Genomic DNA, 22,069 nt, shown 5'->3' on the forward strand with positions numbered 1-22,069 from the left:
CGCCGATCGCGACACCCACCATGCCGATCCGACCGCTCCGCCTGCCGCCCGCACTGCGCAGCCTGCCCGCCGCCGGGCTGCTGCGCGCGCTGCCGCTGCACGGGCTGGGTGCGCTGGCGTCGCGCTTCTACGTCTATCTCTCGGGCTTCCTCGCCGTCTTCCTGCTGGCCGCCCACGTGGCACCCGCGCGCTTCGGTGCCTACTCGATCTACCAGTCGGTGCTCGAGGCGGCGCTGGTGATCGGCACGCTCGGCAGTTCGCTGCTGTTCTCGCGCCACGCCGCCGGCCCGGGCCCGCGCATCCAGCGCGGCGACCTGGTGCGCACGCTCGCGATCGGGCTGCCGATCGCGCTGCTGCTCGCGCTCGGCATGCTGGCGCTGCAGCGCGTGCCCGCATCCGGCACGGCGCTGGTGCTGGTCGCCGCCACGCTCGCCGTCTTCTCGTTCAACAGCCTGCGGCTCGCCTACAGCCGCGGGCTCGGCCACGCGGGGCTGCTGAACCTCGAATCCGGCCTGCGCTCGAGCATCCTGGTGCTGGGCGTGGCGGGCCTCGCCGCGCTGGGCCACGCGGGCGACGCCCTGGACGTGCCGCAGCTGCTGGCCATCAACCTGTTCGCCTTCGTGCTGGTGGCCGTGGCCATCGTGCGCGCGGGCCGCGCCAGCCGGCCGCCACGCGGGGCCGCCACCTTGGCGCTCTCGGCCCAGGGCGGCGCGACCGTCTATTCGCTGCTGCTGTTCCTGCTGCGCAAGTCCGACCTGCTGGTGGTGGCCTTCTTCATGCCGCTGGGCTATGTGGGCGCCTTCAAGCTCGCGTTCCTGCTGGCCGAGGCGCCCTCGCAGTTCGTGCAGGCCTTCCTCTACACCAAGACCCCGGCGATGCGCACGGCGAGCGCCGAGGCGCTCGATGCCTCGGTGTTCAAGCTCGCACGGCAATCCTTCCTGCTGGGCTGCGGCCTGTTCGCGGGGCTGGCCGCGCTGATCGTGCTGGCCGCGCCGCTGCTGAAGGTCGGCCGCGAGGCGCTCGAGATCTTCCTGTGCATCGCGCCCTACTTCCTGCTGCGCACCTACACCGTGCACCACGAGATGCTGCTCGCGCTGCGCGTGCCGGTGGCCTCGCTGGCGCGCTGGGCGCTGCTCGAGGTGGCGCTGCGGCTGCTGTCGTACGCCGTGGTGATCCGGGCCTTTCCGGGCCAGCCGCACTACGTGTTCCTGCTCGCCTGCGTCAGCGACTTCGTGCTCTACGAGCTGCGCATGCGGCTGGAGTTCGGCAGCTATCCCATCGTGCGCATGGCGCGCGGCCTGGCGCACGGCGCGTTGCGGAGCCGGCCATGAAGATCCTGCTGCACTCGATGAACTTCGCGCCCGAGCTGGCCGGCGTGGGCAAGTACTCGGGCGAGATGGCGCGCTGGCTGAGCGCGAGGGGCCACGCGGTGCGCGTGATCGCGGCGCCGCCCTTCTTTCCGCAGTGGCAGGTGGCCGAGGGCCATTCGGCCTGGGCCTACCGCCGCGGCGACTGGCAGGGTGTCGATGTCTGGCGCGCGCCGACCTGGGTGCCCGCGCGTCCGCGCACCCTGGCCCGCCTCGCGCACCTCGCGTCGTTCATGCTGTCGAGCCTGCCGCTGCTGCTGGCACAGGCGCGCTGGCGGCCCGACGTGGTGATGGTGGTGGAGCCGCCGCTGTTCTGCGCGCCCGGCGTGCTGCTGCTGTCGAAGCTGTTTCGCTGCAAATCGTGGCTGCATATCCAGGACTACGAGGTGGACGCGGCCTTCGGCCTGGGCCTGGTGCGCGGCGGCCGCGTGCGGCGCATGGCGCTGGCGGCCGAGTGCTGGCTGATGGGCCGCTTCGACCGCGTCTCGACGATCTCGGCCGCGATGCTCGCCAAGGCCGCTGACAAGGGCGTGGCGCCGGATCGGTTGGTGCTGTTCCCGAACGGCGTCGACCTGCGTGCGATCCGGCCGGCCCCACCGCGCGATCCCGAGGCACCCAATCCCGCCGGCGGCTACCGCGCCGCGCTCGGCATCGCGCCCGACGCGGTGCTGGTGCTCTACGCGGGCAGCCTGGGCCACAAGCAGGGCATCGAGCTGCTGGCAGAGGCGGCCGCGCTGCTGGCCGATGCGCCGGCGCTGCACTTCGTCATCTGCGGCAACGGGCCGAGCCGCGCGGCGCTGATGGATGCCTGCCTGCGGCTGCGCCACGTGCACTTCCTCGACCTGCAGCCGGCCGAGCGGCTCGACGAGCTGCTCGGCAGCGCCGACATCCACGTGCTGCCGCAACGCGCCGACGCCGCCGACCTGGTGATGCCCTCGAAGCTGACCGGCATGCTCGCGAGTGGGCGGGCCGTGATCGTGACCGCGCATCCCGACACCGAGCTCGGCCGCGCCGTGACGGGCCGCGGCGTGGTGGTGCCGCCGGGCGACGCGCGCGCGCTCGCCGACGCGATCGCGCAGCTCGCGGCCTGCCGTTCGCGGCGCGAGGCCCTGGGCGCGGCCGGCCGCGCCTTCGCCGAGGCCGAGCTGGACCAGGACGCGATCTTCCGGCGCCTCGAGGCCGAGCTGCTGCGCTGCCTCGCGAACCGCAGCGAGCAGCCCGCATCGCCATGAACGCCGCCTTCTCCCCTCCCAAAATCCTCGTGACCGGTGGCGCGGGCTTCATCGGCAGCCACGCCTGCGTGGCGCTGATCGCGGCCGGCTACCTGCCGGTGGTGCTCGACACGCTGGTCAACAGCAGCGCGCGCTCGCTGGAGCGGATCGCGGCCATCACGGGCGTGGCACCGCTCCTGGTGCGCGCCGACGTACGCGATGCCGCGGCACTCGAGCGGGTGTTCGCCGCGCATGCCTTCGGCGCGGTGCTGCACCTGGCGGGGCTGAAGGCGGTCGGCGATTCGGTGGACGACCCGCTCGGCTACTACGAGGTCAACGTGGCGGGCACGCTGGCGCTGGTGCGCGCCATGGACCGCGCCGGCGTGCGCCGGCTGGTGTTCTCGTCCTCGGCCACGGTGTACGGCGACACGGCGCGCTCGCCGATCCCCGAGAGCGCGCCGCACGCCGCCGTCAATCCCTACGGCCGCACCAAGGCCATGGTGGAGACCGTGCTGCTCGACCTGGCGCACGCCGACGCGCGCTGGGGCATCGCCTGCCTGCGCTTCTTCAATCCCGTGGGCGCGCACGAGAGCGGCCTGATCGGCGAGCACCCGAACGGCCGCCCCAACAACCTCATGCCCTACATCTCGCAGGTGGCGGTGGGCACGCGCGCCCACCTCGTGGTGCACGGCACCGACTACGACACCGCCGACGGCACCGGCGTGCGCGACTACGTGCACGTGATGGACGTGGCCGAGGGCCATGTGGCCGCGCTGCGCCACGTGACGCGCGAGCCGGGGATCCTGATGGCCAACCTCGGCACGGGGCGCGGCGCCTCGGTGCTCGAGGTGGTCTCGGCCTTCGAGCGCGCCAGCGGCCGCGCGATCGCGCTGCGCCTGGGGCCGCGGCGCCCCGGCGACGCGCCGGCCTACTGGGCCGACGCGGGCAGCGCCCAGGCCCGCTTCGGCTGGCGCGCGCGCCGCAGCCTCGACGACATGTGCGCCGACAGCTGGCGCTGGCAGGTCGGCAATCCGCACGGCTTCGACGAGGCCGCGCCGCCGCCGCCACCCCCACCGCTCCCGCTACCCAGAACGCCTTCCACTCAACCAGGGATCCCTTCATGTCCGATACCGTTCCTTCCTCTCTAGAGACGCCGGAGTCCGGCCGGACCTTCGCGCGCCGCGCGAGCTACACCACGGGCGTCTGCCCGCCGGCCGAGCCGCAGTGGCCGCACTTCCTGACCGGGCAGGAGAACGCACCGGTGCGCGTGCTGCTGGTGGACGACGACGAGTTCATGCGGCGCGTGATCGCGCAGGAGCTGCTGTCGGACATGCGCATCCAGCTGCAGGCGCAGGCCGGCAGCGTGCGCGAGGGGCGGCGCCTGCTGGCGACGCAGGAGTTCGACGTGCTGATGCTCGACCTGCACCTGGGCGACGGCACCGGCTTCGACCTGATCCGCGAGGCGCGCAAGCAGCACAGCTACTGCGAGATCATCGTGGTCTCGGCGCTCGAGGACGATGCCCACGTGATGCGCGCCTTCGAGCTCGGCGCCACCGGCTACCTGCTGAAGAACGCCTGGCTGCAGAGCTTCGCGCAGGCCGTGCTGCAGGTGGTCAACGGCGGCGCGGCGATCACGCCGCGGCTGTCGCGCCGCCTGCTCGCGCGCCTGAGCCAGCAGGCCGGCGATCCACCGCCCGACGCGCCGCAGCGCGAGGCCACGCTGACCACGCGCGAGCGCGAGGTGCTGCGCTGCGTGGCGCGCGGCTGCGTCTCCAAGGAGATCAGCGAACGGCTCGGCATCTCGGGCCAGACCGTCAATGCCCACATCAAGAACATCTACAAGAAGCTGCAGGTGCATTCGCGCGCGCAGGCCGTGAGCTTCGCGACGCACACCGGCCAGCTCTGAGCCGCCGCCCTTCCTCTTCTCCTCCTTTTTCTTTCATCGGACACCCCATGACCACTTCCATCATCCATCCCGTCGTGCTGTGCGGCGGCAGCGGCACGCGCCTGTGGCCGCTGTCGCGCAAGGCATTGCCCAAGCAGTTCGCGCCGCTGGTGGGCGGCAAGAGCCTGCTGCAGCTCACGCTGGAGCGCCTGCGCGGCCTGCATGGCGAGATCACCTGCATCGCCGCGGAGGAACACCGCTTCCTGGTGCGCGAGACGGTGGATGCCGCCCGCGTCGGCGGGTGCCAGATCCTCGAGCCCGTGGGGCGCAACACCGCGGCCGCGATGGCGGTGGCGGCGCTGCAGGCCGGGGCCGACGAGCTGCTGCTGTTCGCGCCCGCCGACCATCACATCCCCGATGCCGAGCTGTTCGCGAGCACCGTGCACGCCGGCGTCGAGGCCGCGCGCGCCGGTCGCATCGTGACCTTCGGCGTGGCGCCGACCTTCGCGAGCACAGCCTACGGCTACATCGAGGTGGGGGCCGCCTCGGCCGACGGCCGCAGCCACGCAGTGGCGCGCTTCCTCGAGAAGCCCCAGGCCGAGGTGGCGGCGGCGCTGCTCGCGCACGGCGGCTTCTGCTGGAACGCGGGCATCTTCCTCGTGCGCGCCGGCACGCTGGTCGCGGCCCTGCGCGCGCATGCGCCCGACGTGCTGCTCGCCTGCGAGCGCGCGCTCGCGACTTCGTCGATCGACGGCAGCTTCCGCCGCCTCGGCGCCGAGGCCTTCCAGGCCTGCCGCAGCGAGAGCATCGACTACGCGGTGCTCGAGAAGCACCCCGACATCGCGATGGTGCGCTTCGAGGGCGCATGGAGCGACGTGGGCAGCTGGAACGCGGTCGCGACCCTGCATCCCGCGGACGAGGCCGGCAACCGCACGAGCGGCAAGGGCCGCAGCCTGCGCGCGCGCAACACCTTCATCCATGCGCCGCACCGCCCGGTGGTGGCGCTGGGCACCGAGGACCTGATCATCGTGGACACGCCCGATGCGCTGCTGGTCGCGAGCGCGGGCTGCGTGGAGCAGGTCGCGGAGGTGGTGCGCATGCTGGCGCTCGAGGGCCGTCCCGAGGCCACCGAGCACCGGCGCACGGTGCGGCCCTGGGGCGCGTACGACAGCATCGACAACGGCGAGCGCTTCCAGGTCAAGCACATCACGGTCAAGCCCGGCGCCAAGCTGTCGCTGCAGATGCATCACCACCGCTCGGAGCACTGGATCGTGGTGCAGGGCACGGCCAAGACCACCTGCGACGGGAAGGTCAGGCTGGTGCGCGAGAACGAATCGATTTACCTGCCACTGGGCTGCGTGCATCGGCTCGAGAACCCGGGCAAGACGACGCTGGAGGTGATCGAGGTGCAGACCGGCAGCTATCTCGGCGAGGACGACATCGTGCGTTTCGACGACAGCTACGGGCGCTGCGGCATCGTGGCGGATCGCGGCGATGCGCAGAACCAGGCGCTGCTGTCGATCGCTGGCGAAGGCGCCGTCGCGACGCCGACGGTGGAGTGGAACAGCCCGCGTCCCCTGCCCGAAGCGCAGCCCGCCTGAGGCGACGCGGCGCTCAGAACGAGAAGCCGGCCTCGTTGCGCCGCAGGTCGGCGTCCACCATCATCTGGCAGAGCTGCTCGAGCGTGGTCGTGGGCGCCCATCCCAGCTGGTCCCTGGCCTTGCTGGGGTCGCCGATCAGCAGGTCGACCTCGGCGGGGCGGTGGAATTTCGGGTTCACGCGCAGCACCGTCCTGCCGGTCGCCGTGTCGACGGCGGTCTCGGCCTCGTCGACGCCCCTGAATTCCACCTCGATCCCCGCGCCCCGGAACGCCAGGCGAACGAAGTCGCGCACGGTCACGGCACGGTTCGTCGCCAGCACGTAGGTATCGGGCTCGCTCGTCTGCAGCATGCGCCACATGCCCTCCACGTACTCCTGCGCGAAGCCCCAGTCGCGCTGCGCATTGAGATTCCCCAGCTCCAGCACCTCGAGCTTGCCGAGCTTGATCCGGGCCACGGCGTCGGTGATCTTGCGCGTCACGAACTCGCGCCCGCGCAGCGGGCTTTCGTGATTGAAGAGGATGCCGCAGCTGCCGAAGATGCCGTAGCTCTCGCGGTAGTTGACGGTCATCCAGTGCGCATAGAGCTTGGCCACGCCGTAGGGGCTGCGCGGATAGAACGGCGTGCCCTCGACCTGGGGCACGGCCTGCACCTTGCCGAACATCTCGGAGGTCGATGCCTGGTAGAAGCGGATCCGCCGGTCGATGAGGCGGATCGCCTCGAGCAGGTGCAGCGCCCCGATGCCGGTGATGTGCGCCGTAGCCACCGGCTGGTTGAAGCTGACGCCGACGAAGCTTTGCGCCGCGAGGTTGTAGATCTCGTCGGGCTCGGTCTGCTGAACCAGGCTGAGCGAGCTTCCCTGGTCGGTGAGGTCGTACTCGACCAGATGCAGATCGGGATGGTCCTGGATGCCGAGCTCCTGGATGCGCCAGAAATTGACCGAGCTGGTGCGGCGGTAGGTGCCATGGACCACATAGCCCTTGGCCAGCAGCAGTTGCGCCAGATAGGCGCCGTCCTGGCCACTGATGCCCGTGACGATCGCGGTCTTCTTCTTCATCACGGTTCCTTGGTTGACTCGTGATGCAGCGTACAGGAGTTCCGCCGTCGCGGTGGGCAACTTGGGCCTTTCGACTACGTACCCATCACCCCTCGCTTGCGGTATCGACAGCGCCCTGGCCTACATTCAAAGCAATTAGAAAGTACTCCATTCGTGGATTCCGCGACCCCATAAAACATTCAGGTCGCTTTGACACAAGGGAGTTACTCATGACAGACGAAACATCGTCCGATTCCGAGACGTTCGCCAGGCTCGACGGCGGCCGCATCACCCGCTACCGCACCCGTGACGGGACCGGGGTCTGCCGGCCCGGCGAGCCGCAATGGCCGCATTTCATGACCGGGCAGGACGACGCCCCCGTGCGCGTGCTGCTGGTGGACGGCGACGAGGGCATGCGCCGCGTCATCGCGCAGGAGCTGCTGTCGGACATGCGCATCCGGCTTCAGGGCCAGGCCGGCAGCGCACGCGACGCGCGGCGCCTGCTCGCGTCGGAAGAGTTCGACGTGCTGATGCTCGACCTGCGCCTGGCCGACGGCTCGGGCTTCGAACTGATCCGCGATGCGCGCAAGCAGCAGAGCCACTGCGAGATCATCGTGGTCTCCGCGCTCGAGGACGACGCCCACGTGCTGCGTGCCTTCGAGGTCGGCGCCACGGGCTACCTGCTGAAGAACGCGTGGCAGCAGAGCTTCGCGCAGGCCGTGCTGCAGGTGGTCAATGGCGGCGCGGCCATCACGCCCAGGCTGTCGCGGCGGCTGCTGGCGCGCATGGGGCGGCATTCGGTCGAGCGGCCCACGCCCGACGCCCATCCGCTGGACATCGTGCTGACGACGCGGGAGCGCGAGGTGCTCGACTGCGTGGCACGCGGCCAGGCGACACGCACCGTGAGCCTAGGTCTCGGCATCTCGATGCAGACCGTCAATGCCCACATGAAGAACATCTACAAGAAGCTCAACGTGCATTCGCGCGCGCAGGCCGTGAGCCGCGCGACCCTGACCGGGCTGCTGTGAGCCGGGCGCCGGCGGTTCAGGCGCCCGAGCGCCTGCCGATCCGAACCACCGCCTTCGCGGGCAACGCCCGCCAGTCGATCCAGTCGCCCTCCACCGCATGGTGGGTGGCGGCGGCAGCGCCTTGCGGCTCGCCCCACTGCAGCGTGAACGCGCGCTCCCCGAGCCGCAATTCGATCTCGAAGGCCGGCCAGTGCGCGGGCACGCGCGGCGCGAGCGACAGCGCGTCGCCCTTCACCGTGAGGCCCAGCAGCGTTTCGACCGCCGCGCGGTGCAGCCACGCGGCCGAGCCCGTGTACCAGCTCCAGCCGCCGCGCCCAACGTAGGGAGCGGCGCCGTAGATGTCGCCGGCCATCACGTAGGGCTCGAGTTCGTAGGTCGGACCGCGCCGCGGATCGCTGGCGCGATGGGCCGGGCTCAGGCCTTCGAAGCTCGCCCAGGCCGCCTCGCGGTCGCCGAGCAGCGCCTGCGCCATCAGTCCCCACACGGCGCCATGCGCGTACTGCCCGCCGTTCTCGCGCACGCCCGGCGGGTAGGCCTGGATGTAGCCCGGGTTGTTGGCCGACTGCACGAACGGTGGCGCGAGCAGGCGCAGCAGCCCGGCCGTGTCGTCGTGCAGATGCGTCTTCGCGGCGGCCATCGCGGCGTGGGTGTGGCCTTCGTCCGAGGCACCCGACAGCACCGACCAGGCCTGCGCGATCAGGTCGATGCGGCACTCGTCGTTGGCGGCCGAGCCCAGCGGCGCGCCGTTGTCGAAGAAGGCACGGCGGAACCACGCGCCGTCCCAGCCCGCGTCGTGCAGCGCGGCGATCCAGCCTTCGCGCGCGCGCAGCCAGCGCGCGCCGCGTTCGGTCTCGCCGCGCGCCTGCGCGATCGGCGCATAGCGTTCGACCACGCTGCAGAGGAACCACGCGAGCCAGACCGATTCGCCGCGGCCCTCGTGGCCGACCCGGTTCATGCCGTCGTTCCAGTCGCCCGTGCCCATCAGCGGCAGGCCATGCGTGCCGGTCGCGAGGCTGCGGTCGATGGCCAGCGCGCCGTGCTCGTAGAGGCTAGCGACGCGGCCGGCATGCTGCGGCGTGTAGTAGGCGTCCTCGGCGCCGGCCGGGATCGCCGCGCCCTCGATGAAGCCCACGCTTTCGTCGAACAGCGTGGCGTCGCCCGTCACCTGCGCATAGTGCGCGGCCGCGAACGGCAGCCACAGCAGGTCGTCGGAGAAATGCGTGCGCACGCCGGCGCCGCCGGGCATGTGCCACCAGTGCTGCACGTCGCCCTCGGGAAACTGCCGCGCCGCGTTGAGCAGGATCTGCGCGCGCAGCCGCTTGGGATCGGTGAGCGCGAAGGCCATCGCGTCCTGCAGCTGGTCGCGGAAACCGAAGGCGCCGCCGGCCTGGTAGAAGCCGGCCTTCGACCACAGCCGGCAGGCCAGGGTCTGGTAGACCAGCCAGCGATTGACCATCGCATCGAACAGCGGATCGGGCGTGCGTACCTGCAGCCGGCCCAGCAGCTCGTCCCAGAAGCCGCCGACCTGCGCGAGCGCGGCCGGCACGTCGCGTTCGCGCCAGCGCCGCGCGAGCGCGATGGCGGCCTCGGCGCTGTCGGCATGGCCCAGCACGAAGGTAAAGCTCGCGCTCTCGCCCGCGGCCAGCCTGAATTCGCCATCGACGGCCGCGCAGGCATCGAGCCCGCTGCCGCCGCGGCGCCCGAGGCTGTCGGGCACCTCGACGATGCCGCGGCCGCGGAAGAACTCGTTGCGATCGCAGGTCCACTGGGCCGCACCCGGCAGCCCCGCGAGCATCAGGAAGGCCGTGCCGCCGCCGAAGCCACCGCTCGATTCACGCTGCTCGCCGAACACGGCCGGCAGATCGTCCTGCTTCCAGGTCCGCACGCTGCGGCGCTCGCCGCGCGCGGCGCCCAGCTGCCATTCGGCCATCGCGAGCGCGCGCAGCCGGCGCGTGCCGCCGCCCTCGTTGCGCAGTTGAACATGCACCATCTTCACGGCATCGTCGCGGTCGGCCAGGAAGGTGGTGCTCAGCGACAACCCGCCCAGCCGGCATTCGAAGACGGTGTAGCCCTGGCCGTGGCGAACGCGGTGCAGCAGGTCGTCGGGCGCACCGTCGCCACCGCCGCCGCCACCTCGCCCAGCCGGCGTGAGCGGCAGCAGCTCGCGCGTCGCCAGGTCCTGCAGCAGGTAGTGCTCGAAGGCCGGGTCCTGCACCGGATCGTTCGACCACGGCGTGAGCTGGTGCATGCGGCTGTTGCCGGCCCAGGTGAAGCCGTTGCCCCACTCGGAGACCTGGAAGCCGAAGCCCGCGTTGGCGATCACGTTGATCCATGGACGCGGCGTGCGGCGTGCCAGGCCCACCTCGAAGCGGAACTCGCCGCTCGCGGCATCGAACTCGCCCGCGACGGTTTCGGCCGGCAGGCTCGACGCGGCTCCGCTTGCCAGCGGCACGGCCGGCGGCAGCACGGCCTCGGGCGCCCACGGCCCCATGCCGCGCGCCTCGCGCAGCGCGGCCACCTGCACGTCGAGCGCACGCCCGTCGGCGGTGAACACCACGCGCGCCATGCTCGACAGCGCCGCGCGCTCGGCGGCCGACACCTCCTGCTCGTGCAGCAGGTAGAAGCCGGCCGTGTCGTTGCGCGGAAAGCTGTTGCGGGTCTGCTGCAGCACGCGCTGGCGCAAGGTCTCGATCTCGCGCTGCAGCGACAGCAGGTAGGAGGCCGGCTCGCCGTTGATCACCACCAGGTCGCAGGCCACGCCACCGAAGCCCCACCACGGTTGCGCGCGCAGCAGTGCGTTGACCAGGCCCATGCCGCTCACCGAATGGATCAGCACCAGCACGATCGGCTTGTCGCCCGAGATGCCGAAGCGCCAGATCTGCCGCAGGTCGAACAGGCCGCGCTCGCCCATCGGGCGCGGCGTGGTGTAGGTGAGGATGGTGGTCAGGTCCTGCAGCGCCACGTTCTGCGCCGGCGTGATCGTGAGGTCGCGCAGGCGCACCTGCGCCAGCGTGGCGGCCATGCGCTTCGTGCGCTCCACGTGCATCGGCTCGAGGTAGCGGTCGATGGTGGGCATCAGCGCCTCGATGCTGTCGTCGGCCGCGGTGGCGAAGCCCAGCCGCGCGGTGGCGCCCGGCGCGATCGACAGCCGCACGCGCAGGCAGGCGATGGGATCGAGCCCGTTGATGGGCGCGCCGGTGGCATCGAGCGGCTGCATGTCGATCGCCGGCGCCGCCAGCGTGCGGTTGCGGCCGACGAAGGCGCGGCGGTCGGTCATGCAGTCGATGGCGATCACGTGGGCATCGACCGAGGCCACGAAATGCACGGCCGCCACCGCCGGATCGCCCTGCAGCCGCGGCCGGCGCGACATCAGCAGCGCGCGCAGGTCCGGGCGCCAGCGCGACTCGACGAACAGGTTGGCGAAGGCCGGATGGGCCTCGTCGGCCTTGGGGTTCGAGAGCACCGGCTCGAAGTACGAGAACAGCTCGAGCGTGCGCGTGCGCTCGCCGGTGTTCTGCAGCGTGATGCTGCGCAGCTCGGTGTCGTCCTCGGGGCTGATCAGCACCGTGGTGCGCACCTGCAGGCCCGGCCCGCTGGCATCGAACTGCACCTGATCGGCGAGGAAGCGGGTGCGGTAATCCCAGTCGATGCCGGGCGCGGGCAGCGCGGTCAGCGAAACGGGCGTGTCGTTCGCGTCGTCGCGCAGGTAGAAGAAGGTGCCGTAGCCGTCGCGCAGCGGGTCGTCGCGCCAGCGCGTCACGTTGAACGAGCGCCAGCGGCTCACGCCGGCGCCGCTGGCGCGCAGCGCCACCGTGTAGCGACCATTCGACAGCAGGTGCGTGGGCTGCGGGCCCGGCGCCAGCGGATCGACCAGCCGTGGCTGGAACATCGGCGGCAGCTCGCCGCGACTGGGCTCGGGCGGCGAGCGCGGGTCGGCGCTGCCGATGATCTGGCGCGGCGTGCGCTCGTGCAGCAGCGAGAGATGCGCCTCCACCACGGCCGCGCTGCCGAACCAGCGGCGCGGCGCGTCGTCGCGCAGCACGTTGCACAGCGCCACCAGGGTCATGCCCTGGTGGTGCGCCATGAAGTTGCGCACCACGGTGAAGGCCTGGCCCTCGTGCTGGCGCGAGGCGGTGAAGTCGACCGCGTCGTGGAAGCCGTAGGCGCCGCGCGCGCCCAGCGATTCGAGCAGCCGCAGGTTGTCGGTCGCCTCGGCCGGCGCGAGCACCGCGGCCAGCGCGCTCGCATAGGGCGCCACCACGCGGTCGGTGGGCGGGGTGCGGCGCAGCGCGAGCCGCGGCACGCCGAAGGGCGCGTACTGGTAGGCCAGCGAATGGTCGCGGCCGTGATAGGCCGACTCCGACACGCCCCAGGGCAGGTCCTGCGCGCGCGCGAAGGCGCGGTGCTCGGCGATGGCGGCGGCATTGGCCACCTGCAGCAGGCCGTCGTCGGGCTCGGGCATCACCAGCGAGGGCATCAGGTACTCGAACATCGAGCCCGACCACGACTTGAGGCCGGGCCGGAAGCCCACCAGCAGGAAGGGCCGGCCCAGCGCCATCCAGTGGCGCCGCGGCACGTCGGCCTTGGCGATCGCGAGGAAGCTCAGCAGTCGCGACTCCGAGGCCATCAGGTCGTAGTAGCTGGCGTCGAGCACGTCGTCGTCCACGCGCAGGCCGATGTGGAACAGGTGCCGCTTCGGGTCGTAGAGGCCGCGGAAGTCCATGCCGTCGCTGAGCGCCTCGCAGCGCCGCGCGAGCGCCTCGAGGGCCTCGCCGTTCGGTGCCCCGGCCGTGCCGCCGCCGGCCGCGTCCTGCGCCGCGAAGGCGCGGCAGGCCTGCGCCACCGCGATCAGGTGGCCGGCCAGGTTGCCGCTGTCCACGCTCGAGACGTAGGCCGGCGCCAGCCGCTCGAGCGTCTGCGTGTCGTACCAGTTGCACAGGTGGCCCTGGTGCTTGTGAAGCCGGTCGACGCTGCCGAGCGTGGCGGTCAGCCGCGCCACCAGCTCGGTGCTGCCGATCCAGCCGAACTCGCGCGCGCAGGCGGCCGCCAGCAGGTACATGCCGATGTTGGTCGGCGAGGTGCGGTGCGCCAGGGCCGGCTCGGGATCGGTCTGCAGGTTGTCGGGCGGCAGGTGGTTGTCCTGCGCGCCGACCACGTGCTCGAAGAAGCGCCAGGTGTCGCGCGCCAGCGCCTCGAGGTAGTCGCGCTGGCCGGTGTCGAGCGCATCGGGACGCCCGGTCTCGACCCGGCTGCCCCACCAGGCCGCGACCGGTGCCAGTGCCCACAGCACGAACAGCAGCGGGGCCAGCACCGGCCAGTCGCTGTAGTGCGCGGCCACGGCCAGCAGCAGGCAGGCCCCCCCGACCGCGCCGCCACCGCGCAGGAACGCGGTCAGGCGCTGGCTCGACTGGGCCTGCGACTGCGCGGCGGTGGTCCATTGCAGCAGGCGCCGCCGGCTCACCAGCAGCCGCCAGAGCGCGCGCGCCATCGCGTCGAGCAGCATCCGCGCCTGCGCGGCGAGCTGCACGAACTGCCAGGCCGCGCCGGCCAGGGCGCGCAGCAACTCGACCGCGCCGACGTCGAAGAAATGGCGCAGCTCGATCGCGCGCCGCGTCGGCACCAGCCCGGCCAGCGCGCCGAGCACCGGGCCGATGGTCAGTCCCGCGGCCACGGCCAGCAAGGTCCAGCCCAGCGGCAGCGCATGCGTGAACACCACCAGCACCAGCAGCGCGAACGAGGCCGGCACCACCATCGAACGGCGCAGGTTGTCGCCCATCTTCCAGAGCCCCACGCCGTCGATGCCGTAGTGGCGAGCGCGCCGCATCAGCGGCAGCAGCTGCCAGTCGCCGCGCACCCAGCGGTGCACGCGCGAGGCGAACACGCCCGCGTGGTGCGGGAAGTCCTCCACCAGCACCAGGTCGTTCACCACCGCGCAGCGCGCCATCGAGCCTTCGAGCAGGTCGTGGCTCAGCACCGCGTCGTCGGGCAGCCGGCGGTCGAGCACCGCATGCACGGCACGCACGTTGAGCAGGCCCTTGCCGGTGAACGAGCCGCTGCCGAAGACGTCCTGGTACACGTCGGAGGCACTGTTGCTGTAGGGATCGAGCCCGCAGGCGCCCGCGAAGATCCAGCGGAACAGCGAGCGCTCCTCGCGCGGCCCGAAGGGCGTGACGATGCGCGGCTGCAGGATGCCGTAGCCGCTGACCACGCGGCGGCGCGCAGCATCGACACGCGGCGCGTTGAGCGGATGCGCGGCGACCGCGACCAGCTCGCGCAGCGCGCCGGGCGGCAGCACGGTGTCGCTGTCGAGCGTGAGCACGTAGGGCGTGCGGCCGGTCGCGAAGCTGCCGGGCGCCAGCGGCAGGAAGCCCTCGGCCTCGCCCTGCGCGAGCAGGCGCAGCAGCATCTCGAGCTTGCCGCGCTTGCGCTCCCAGCCGATCCAGCGCTGCTCGGTGTCGCTCCAGCTGCGCGGGCGATGCAGCAGCACGAAGCGCGGCAGCGCGCCCTCGGCCGCGGGATGGCGCGCGTTGAGCGCCGCGATGCGTGCGAGCGCGTCCTCGAGCAGCGGCGCGTCGCCGGGCAGCGTCGCCAGCGGCGCATCGACCCAGTCGGTCAGCAGCGCGAACTGGGCGTGCGCCTCGCGGTTGGCGAGCCAGTGCAGCTCGAGCCGGTGCGCGAGCTGCGCGTTGCCCTCGGCCGAGACCAGCATCGCCGGCACCGCGACCAGCACCCGGTGGCGCGCGGGAATGCCGGCCGCGAAATCGAGCCGTGGCAGCGCCTGCACGCGCACCGATTCCGCGACGATGCGCTGGACCAGCGCGGTCACCGCTTCCGACAGCGGCCAGGCGAGCAGCACGAGCGCCAGCACCGACAACCAGTCGCCGCGGTGCGGCAGCCCGCGCGCGGCGGCCAGCAACAGCAGGCCGGTGACCAGCACGACCGCGAAGGCGTACAGCGGCAGCCGCCACGAGCGCGCGCCGTGCCGCGCGGCGCGGCGCGCGCGAGGGCCCACGGCGTCGGCGCGCGGGCGCAGCAGCGCATCGAGCGCGGGCAGACCCTGGCCGAACAGGTAGTAGCCGGCGGTCTCGTCCGCCGGGTCGACATCGGGTTCTCGCGTATAGCTGCCGTCGTGCGCGGCCGCCATGGCCAGCTGCACCACGGCCTGCGCCACGTCGCGCTCGGAGCGCCGACTCTGGCGCGCCACCTGCTCCATCGCATGCGTGATCTGCTGGCGCGTGGGCTCGCTCTCGGCCGCGAAGCTCGGCAGCTCGCGCAGCACGCGCAGCGAACGGCTCACGGGCTCGATCAGGTCGTTCCACTCCACCTGGCCGACCATGCGCAGCGTGGTGATGATGTTGCCGACCGTCAGGTTGGCGGCCACCTGCGCGTCCTGCGCATCGCGGATCAGCGCCGCGCCGTTCGGGCAGTGCAGCTCGGTCCAGCGCACCAGCGCGGGCATGTTCTCGCCATGCTCGCCCGGCAGGCGCTGCCACAGCTGCGTGAGGTAGCTGTGCTGCAGGCCGTGGCTGTGCAGCGCGCGGAACAGCACGTCGAGGTCGGCCGCGTCGAGCCGCGCGGCCGCGTCCCAGGCCGCGTGCGCGATCTCGCCCGCCACCTTGTGCTCGGCGATGCTCTCGGCCACGCGGCGCAGGTTCTCGAGCAGCACCACGCGCAAGGTGGTGGGCAGCGCCCAGAGTTCGCCCAGCGTGAGTTCGTCGACGTCCTGGTAGGCATCGAGGAAGGCAGTGAACAGCGCCTGGTTGAGCACGCTGTCGGTGTGGGCCACGTAGGCCCAGGCGATGCCGTAGACGCGCGGCAGGCCAGCCAGCGGCGCGCGCGCGAGCTTGGGCAGGCGCGCGTAATAGCTGCGCGGCACGCCGTCCTGGATCTGCTGCAGCTGCGCCTCGACCAGGTGGAAGTTGTCGAGCAGCCATTCCGCGGCCGGCGACACGTAGCGCCCGCTCTGCGAGATCAGCGCGATGTAGTCGAAGGCGCTGCGCAGCGACTCGAGGTTCTCGTGCACGCGCGGGAAGAACGGCGCGCGCTCGCATGCGTGGCGCGCGCGGTCGTCGTCCGCCACCACCGCCTGCGCGCGCGCGAGGCTGCGCCCATGCTGTTCGAAACGCTGGGCACCGAACAGCTCCGCGCGGATCGGTGGCGCCACCGGATCGTGCGGGTTGAGCAGCAGGTTGCGCGCGTAGGCGCTCAGTCCGTCGAGCCTGTGGACGATGGCCGCGGCGCTCAAGCCGCGAGGAACAGGCCGATGCCGAGCACCACGGCGGCGCATGCCAGGGTGACGATGCGGCCGGCCGCGAGCGCGTGCAGCTGCTGCAGGCGGCCGCGCAGCGAGGACCAGCGGCCGTGCGCGCGCGCGCAATGGCGCATGTGGGAGGCGAGGGAATCGACGTCGCTGCCGATGAGGTCGGCGTGCGAAGGGATGGACGAGAGGGGGGCTGACATGGCTACGGCTCCTTGTGACGGATCAAGAGCTGCCGCGCGATCGCGAGAACTGTGAACGTCTGCCGACCGTACTCTCTTTCGGCCACCCGTGCTCGTTTCATCGGCCTGCGCGCGAGAAAGGCCTGTTGGCCTACAAGGCGGCGCGCGCTGCGACTGCACGGCTGCGACGTGCACGAAAGTCGAGCCCTCTGAAGCAAACAGGCGTAGCGTGGGCCCGCTGCCCGGCGCAGCGGACACCCGAACCGGATGCACCGCTCGACGCCATGGCTTGCAATGAAAGCGTTCCCATGAAAAAGCCCCTCCCCGTCCTTCCCGCCGCCGTGGAGCCGCCGGTCGTCGCGTCCGCGCCCCCCGAGATGGGATCGCTGCGTGCCGCCCTGATCCTCGCCGGCGTGCTCTACGTCGCCGTGCTGCTCGTGCTCTGGGCGATCGATGCGTATTCCTAGGCATCGAAGCCGCTGCCGCGGGCACGCTATGCGAGTTGGCGCACAGACAACGGCGCGTCGTGAGGGCTAGAACCGGGTGTCGCGCATTCGCGCAGCAGCTCGGCTCGGCATCCCATGATCCCCACCCCCTTCGTTCCCCGCTTCCGCGGCGCCGCGCGGAACTCGGCGAACCCGCCGCCACCGCCCCCGGGCTGCGATGCCTTCGAGCACCGCATGGCGCTGCTGCAGGCCCTCAATGTCCGGCTGCGCTCGGCCGTGCGCACGGGTTCGGCGGAGGCGACGGCCGCGAGCGCCTGTCGCCTCCAGCAGGTGGTGCTGGAGTGCTCGGTGGACCTCGATGTGCTGCATCGCGGCCTGCGTGCGGAAAGCGCGCGCGGGCGCTGGCTCGAGGAAAAGACATGCAGCCACCGGCAGTTCGGTGCGCCAGCGAACGGACAGGCGCGCATCGATGGCGCACGCTGAAGTCCCACCAGCCCGGAACGCTCCATGACACTGGCCCACGACATCGCCGCACTCGAACAGCGCATCGCGCAGGAGGAAGAAAAGCGCGACGCGTGGCGCGCCGTCGGCGCCAACGAGAAGTACATGGAGGCCTACGGCATGGTCGAGGCCCTGGAACTGCAACTCGAACGGAAACTGCTGCAATCCGGCAGCTACAAGGAATGAGCATGCCGATGACCCAGACCCCCGGGTGGCCGCAGCTGCGGCCACCGGCGCGAGCGAAGTTCTCGACCGGCGACGAGATGGACATCCAGTTGCTGGTTCGCCTGGGCCGCATGATGCCGCCCCGGATGCTGGCCCTGTCGGCGGATATCGCCGCGGCCAGGCGGCTGGTCGGGGCCGGAATGATCGAGGTCACGGGCCAGCTCCGGTCCGAAAAGCGGATACCGGCCATGTATGCCGTGTACGTGCGCCAGATCACGCCGGCGGGGTTGTCGGCCATCGCGGCCGAGAAAGAGCGGGCCCGCGGCCCGTCGGGGTTCGGCCTGTGACGACGCGGCGCGCTGCCCGCGGGAGCTAGCACGATGTCCGACGCCCCTTTCTTCCACGATGCCTCGAACGCGGTGCGCTTCTTCGTGACGGTCGACGGTCGCTCGGTCGACGCCAGCATCGGCAAGACGACCCTGCACTACCACTTCCGCACCGGCGACAACGCCGATCCGCTCGAGACCTATGCATCGCATGCCGAGGAGATCGATGCCGCCGTGCGGCGCCGGCTGGCCCAGGGATCGACGCCGCCCGTGATGCTGCGGGAGCACGACCTGCGAAGCACGGGTTAGCGGCGCGAGCCCTCAGGGATCAATTCCGAATAGCTGCGCCGGTGGGCCCGGTAGCAATCGCACGCGGCCTGCTCCAGGCCCGCGCGGTCGGTGATCGTGATCACGCCGCGCCGGTAGTCGATCAGATGCCGCGCATGCAGCGCGGTGGCGGCGTTGGTGATGCCGACCCTGCGCACGCCCAGCATGTGGCCCAGCGCTTCATGGGTCAGCGCGAGCTGCGTGGAATGCGCGCAATCCTGCGTGGTCAGCAGCCAGCGCGCCAGCCGCTGCTCGATCGCATGGAAGCGGTGGCACGGGCCCGAGCGGCCGAACTCGGTCAGCAGCACGCACACGTAGCGATGCAGCACACGCGCGAGCGGCGTGCTGCGCGACAGCTCCCTGGCGAAGGCGTGCGCCGTCAGGCGCCACGCCAGGCCCGGGCCCTGCACCAGCGCGCGCAGCGGCGCACGCTGCACGCCCAGCGACAGCTCCCAGCCCAGCGCGCCCTCGTTGCCCACCATGCCCGCCTGCAGGCCATCGTGGCCGTCGGCGGTGGACACCAGCGAGACGAAGGCGCTGGTGGGGAAATGGATGTGATCGATGACGCCGCCCGGCTCGTAGAGGACCTGGGGCGGCGCGAGCGGCACGCTGTCGCAGCGTTCGAGCAGGTGCGCCCTGTCGCTCGGCGGGAGCGCCTCGAGCAGGCGATTGAGCACGGGGCGGGTCGGGTCTGGTGTCACTGAGCCGCCTGTAGCGAAGTGCCGCGCGGGAATGCGCGAGCGAGCGCATTCTGTCCGAGGGCCGCGGCCGCGTCTGTGCGAAGGCGCACACGGGCGCAGTGCGCGCCCGCGCGCTCAGGTCGCCAGGCGGCGCGGCAGCAGGCGATCGGTCTCGCGCTTCACGACCTCGTAGCACTCGCACACCTGCCGCTCGAGGCCCGGGCGGTCGAGCACCGTGATGCGGCCCCGCGCGTATCGGATCAGCTTCAGGCGCTGCAGCTTGCCGGCCGCTTCGGTGACCCCCTCGCGCCGCACGCCGAGCATGTTGGCGATCAGCTCCTGGGTCATCACCAGTTCGTTGCCGGGCAGCCGGTCGAGGCTCAGCAGCAGCCAGCGGCACAGTTGCTGCTCGAGCGAATGGTGCCGGTTGCACACCGCCGTCTGCGACATCTGCGTGATCAGCGACTGCGTGTAGCGCAGCAGCAGGTGAAGCAGCGGACCGCCCTGCTCCGTCAGCGCGCGGACATGGCTCGCGCCCAGCCGCAGGGCGTGGCCCGCGCTCTGCACCACCGCGCGGTTGGGCGTGCTGCCGCCGCCCATCAGCAGCGACACGCCCACCATGCCTTCGAGTCCGACGACGGCGATCTCGGCCGACTGCCCGTTCTCGAGCACGTACAGCAGCGAGATGATGCAGTCGATCGGGAAGAAGACATGCTGCTGCACGACGCCCGATTCGTAGAGCACCTCTCCCAGCCGCAGCGGCACGCGCTCGAGAAAGGGCTCCATCCGGGCCATCACCTCGGCGGGAATGGCCTCGAGCAGGCCGTTGCGCGGGGCAGCCGCATTCAATGAAGACGAACGCGGCGACGATGCCATGGCGGAGCGCTTCCAAAGTTCGCATCATTCTGCGCCAGGGCGGCCGGTGTCTGTGCGGCAGCGCACCAACCGACCGGCATCGAGGCCCTGCCCATCTCCTGCGTCGCGATGCGTCGAACACCTACGGCACCAGGGCGGGCCCGCTCCGCAGACTCGCGGCCTGCATTGGCAGCGGTCGAACAACCTTCAGGAGGCCCTATGGCAGACGATCCCACAACGCTTCGCGACGCGGTGAAGGCCGCCGGGAGGCTGCAATGAGCCGGCTGCGCCGCATCGCGGTGTTCGTCGAGGAAGTGGAGCCGGGTCATTTCCACTGGGTGCTGCACGAGCAGGGCGACGACGCCTCCGAGTGGGTGGAGCTGTCGGCCAGCCCCATGGCCTACGACCTGTGGCTCGACGCCTTCGAGGACGGGTGCGCCGAACTCAAGCGCATGGTCCGCGACGAGAACATCGGGCCGCGCACTCCCGGCGAGGACGAGGATGCACCGCCCGTCGGCCCGCTGGGCGGTGGGGACTGACCAGGCCTTTCAAGCGACAGCGGCGGCGCCCGAGGGCCCACTCGCCGCTTCGGCCAGGCGCTGCGCCACCGCATGGAGCAGTGCGGTGGCGAAGCCGCCTTCCGCGCGCGCATCGGTGCGCGCGCTGGTCACGACGCGCGGCAGCGCGCTCCATGCGATCGAGCATCCGGCATCCGCCAGCGCCCGCACCAGCGCGACGTCCTCGCTGCAGGCCAGATGCCGGAAGCCGCCGGCGCGGCGGTAGGCCGCGGCCGAGACGCCCAGGTTCGCGCCATGCACATGGCGATGGCCCTCGCGATCGGTGTAGGTCGCGCCGAAATGCGCGGCGAGCAGACCGGCGTTGCCGCCATGGGGCGACCAGTCGGCCACCGAGACCGTGCCGCACACCACCTCGGTCTGCAGCGCCAGTTGCGCGGCCAGCCAATCCTCGGACACCAGCGTGTCGGCATCGGTGAATGCGAGCCAGCGTGCGCCGCGCGCCAGCAATGCCTCGGCGCCGACGGCGCGCGCCATGCCCACGTTGCGCGCACGGATCGTCACCGTCAGCGCATCGCAGCAGGCGGCCACCACGCCGGTCGCGTCGGTGCAGGCGTCGAGCACCACGATGGTCTCGACCTTTTCGCCCGCCAGCGCGGGATGCCGCGACGCACGGCGCGTCGCCGCGAGGCAGGCGCGGATCGTCGCCTCCTCGTCATGGGCGGGGACGACGATGCCGATCATGTCGTGCCTCGCGCGGCGATGGCATGGTCGATCGGTGTGGCGGGCGACCGCGCGTTCTTCGGTGGCTGGGTCATGGCGGTGTTCCCGTGCGGGATGAATGTGGACGCTGCAAGCTAGCCCGTCCGTTCACCGCCCCTTGTAGGACACGCCGCTTCGCTGGCGTCATTGCACCGGCGGCCCACGGCTCGGGGCGCGTCGCTCAGTTCGTCTGCGACAACTGATCGAGGATCGCCGGGTTCTCGAGCGTGGACGTGTCCTGCGTGATCGCCTCGCCCTTCGCAATGCTGCGCAGCAGCCGCCGCATGATCTTGCCGCTGCGCGTCTTGGGCAGGTTGTCGCCGAAGCGGATGTCCTTGGGCTTGGCGATCGGCCCGATCTCCTTGGCCACCCAGTTGCGCAACTCGGTGGCGATCTGCCTGGCCTCCTCGCCAGTCGGGCGCGCGCGCTTGAGCACGACGAAGGCGCAGATCGCCTCGCCCGTCAGGTCGTCGGGACGCCCCACCACCGCGGCCTCGGCCACGAGGTCGGTCTTGGACACCAGCGCCGACTCGATCTCCATCGTGCCCAGGCGATGGCCCGACACATTCAGCACGTCGTCGATGCGGCCCGTGATGCGGAAGTAGCCACGGTCGGCACTGCGTACCGCGCCGTCACCCGCGAGGTAGATCGTGCCGCCCATCTCCTCGGGGAAGTAGCTCTTCTTGAAGCGCTCGGGGTCGTTCCAGATGGTGCGGATCATCGAGGGCCAGGGCCGCTTGATCACCAGCATGCCGCCCGCGCCATTGGGCAGGTCCTTGCCGGTCTCGTCCACGATCGCGGCCATGATGCCCGGCAGCGGCAGGGTGCACGAGCCCGGCACCAGCGGCGTGGCGCCCGGCAGCGGCGTGATCACGTGGCCGCCGGTCTCGGTCTGCCAGAAGGTGTCGACGATCGGGCAGCGCTCGCC

Annotated in this window: 19 protein-coding genes; 12 read left to right on the forward strand and 7 right to left on the reverse strand. The window is 71.6% G+C overall.

Annotation, left to right across the window (positions count from 1 at the left end):
* The first annotated feature begins 20 nt into the window (after positions 1–20).
* Genes BM109_RS27850 through BM109_RS27870 form a run of 5 tightly spaced genes read left to right on the forward strand, consistent with a single transcriptional unit; the run spans position 21 to position 6,064 of the window.
* The gene (locus tag BM109_RS27850) at positions 21–1,331 is read left to right on the forward strand and encodes a lipopolysaccharide biosynthesis protein (protein ID WP_093350090.1); all 1,311 of its coding nucleotides are present in this window, start codon (positions 21–23) and stop codon (positions 1,329–1,331) included.
* Positions 1,328–2,599: a glycosyltransferase WbuB gene (locus tag BM109_RS27855; RefSeq protein WP_093350093.1), complete on the forward strand. Its 1,272-nt coding sequence runs from the start codon at positions 1,328–1,330 to the stop codon at positions 2,597–2,599. Before BM109_RS27850 ends, BM109_RS27855 begins: the two co-directional genes overlap by 4 nt.
* Positions 2,596–3,726 carry a UDP-glucose 4-epimerase GalE gene (gene galE / locus BM109_RS27860; RefSeq protein WP_093350096.1) on the forward strand — a complete coding sequence of 377 codons (1,131 nt, stop codon included), beginning with the start codon at positions 2,596–2,598 and terminating at the stop codon, positions 3,724–3,726. The genes BM109_RS27855 and galE overlap by 4 nt, the downstream gene beginning before the upstream one ends.
* A complete protein-coding gene (locus tag BM109_RS27865) occupies positions 3,699–4,484 on the forward strand; it encodes a response regulator transcription factor (protein WP_093350099.1) in 786 nt (261 codons plus the stop codon). The genes galE and BM109_RS27865 overlap by 28 nt, the downstream gene beginning before the upstream one ends.
* A gap of 47 nt (positions 4,485–4,531) precedes the next feature.
* Positions 4,532–6,064, forward strand: a complete 1,533-nt coding sequence (locus BM109_RS27870) for a mannose-1-phosphate guanylyltransferase/mannose-6-phosphate isomerase (RefSeq protein ID WP_093350103.1) — start codon at positions 4,532–4,534, stop codon at positions 6,062–6,064.
* Positions 6,065–6,077: 13 nt separating this feature from the next.
* Here BM109_RS27870 and gmd read toward each other — a convergent pair whose 3' ends face one another.
* Positions 6,078–7,118, reverse strand: coding sequence for a GDP-mannose 4,6-dehydratase (gmd, locus tag BM109_RS27875; protein ID WP_093350106.1), 1,041 nt, complete (start codon positions 7,116–7,118; stop codon positions 6,078–6,080).
* Between the two features lie 209 nt (positions 7,119–7,327).
* Here gmd and BM109_RS27880 point away from each other — a divergent pair, with 209 nt between their 5' ends.
* Entirely contained in the window at positions 7,328–8,125 is a 798-nt protein-coding gene (locus BM109_RS27880) for a LuxR C-terminal-related transcriptional regulator (protein WP_093350109.1), read from the forward strand.
* A gap of 16 nt (positions 8,126–8,141) precedes the next feature.
* On the opposite strand, the gene BM109_RS27885 is transcribed toward BM109_RS27880, so the two are convergent.
* Complete coding sequence (locus BM109_RS27885) at positions 8,142–16,370, reverse strand: glycoside hydrolase family 94 protein (protein WP_093350112.1); 8,229 nt, start codon at positions 16,368–16,370, stop codon at positions 8,142–8,144.
* Positions 16,367–16,585 (reverse strand): hypothetical protein, encoded by a 219-nt coding sequence (locus BM109_RS27890; protein WP_093350115.1) that lies wholly within the window; start codon positions 16,583–16,585, stop codon positions 16,367–16,369. Before BM109_RS27890 ends, BM109_RS27885 begins: the two co-directional genes overlap by 4 nt.
* A 287-nt stretch (positions 16,586–16,872) precedes the next feature.
* Between BM109_RS27890 and BM109_RS41340 the strand changes: the two genes are divergently transcribed.
* The 5 genes from BM109_RS41340 (at position 16,873) to BM109_RS27910 (ending at position 18,311) form a co-directional block, all read left to right on the forward strand.
* On the forward strand, positions 16,873–17,031 hold the full coding sequence (locus tag BM109_RS41340; protein ID WP_177239487.1) for a hypothetical protein: 159 nt from the start codon (positions 16,873–16,875) through the stop codon (positions 17,029–17,031).
* A 213-nt stretch (positions 17,032–17,244) separates the two neighbouring features.
* Entirely contained in the window at positions 17,245–17,493 is a 249-nt protein-coding gene (locus BM109_RS27895; RefSeq protein WP_143129281.1) for a hypothetical protein, read from the forward strand.
* Between the two features lie 24 nt (positions 17,494–17,517).
* Complete coding sequence (locus tag BM109_RS27900; protein ID WP_093350121.1) at positions 17,518–17,697, forward strand: hypothetical protein; 180 nt, start codon at positions 17,518–17,520, stop codon at positions 17,695–17,697.
* A gap of 8 nt (positions 17,698–17,705) precedes the next feature.
* Positions 17,706–18,023 (forward strand): hypothetical protein, encoded by a 318-nt coding sequence (locus tag BM109_RS27905; RefSeq protein WP_256222818.1) that lies wholly within the window; start codon positions 17,706–17,708, stop codon positions 18,021–18,023.
* 33 nt (positions 18,024–18,056) lie between these two features.
* On the forward strand, positions 18,057–18,311 hold the full coding sequence (locus BM109_RS27910) for a DUF1488 family protein (protein ID WP_093350124.1): 255 nt from the start codon (positions 18,057–18,059) through the stop codon (positions 18,309–18,311).
* Here the strand turns inward: BM109_RS27910 and BM109_RS27915 are convergent.
* A complete protein-coding gene (locus BM109_RS27915) occupies positions 18,308–19,006 on the reverse strand; it encodes a Crp/Fnr family transcriptional regulator (RefSeq protein ID WP_256222819.1) in 699 nt (232 codons plus the stop codon). The genes BM109_RS27910 and BM109_RS27915 overlap by 4 nt on opposite strands.
* 138 nt (positions 19,007–19,144) lie before the next feature.
* Positions 19,145–19,885: a Crp/Fnr family transcriptional regulator gene (locus BM109_RS27920; protein WP_093350130.1), complete on the reverse strand. Its 741-nt coding sequence runs from the start codon at positions 19,883–19,885 to the stop codon at positions 19,145–19,147.
* A 254-nt stretch (positions 19,886–20,139) separates the two neighbouring features.
* Here BM109_RS27920 and BM109_RS27925 point away from each other — a divergent pair, with 254 nt between their 5' ends.
* Complete coding sequence (locus tag BM109_RS27925) at positions 20,140–20,403, forward strand: hypothetical protein (RefSeq protein ID WP_093350133.1); 264 nt, start codon at positions 20,140–20,142, stop codon at positions 20,401–20,403.
* A 9-nt stretch (positions 20,404–20,412) separates the two neighbouring features.
* Here the strand turns inward: BM109_RS27925 and BM109_RS27930 are convergent, their stop codons facing one another.
* Together BM109_RS27930 and BM109_RS27935 are read right to left on the reverse strand one after the other, a co-directional pair.
* Entirely contained in the window at positions 20,413–21,123 is a 711-nt protein-coding gene (locus BM109_RS27930; protein ID WP_093350136.1) for a glycosyltransferase family 2 protein, read from the reverse strand.
* Between the two features lie 199 nt (positions 21,124–21,322).
* The coding region (locus tag BM109_RS27935; RefSeq protein ID WP_143129282.1) for an AMP-binding enzyme at positions 21,323–22,069 on the reverse strand (747 nt) is incomplete at its 5' end.

The organism is Variovorax sp. PDC80 (assembly GCF_900115375.1).
Taxonomy (GTDB): domain Bacteria; phylum Pseudomonadota; class Gammaproteobacteria; order Burkholderiales; family Burkholderiaceae_C; genus Variovorax.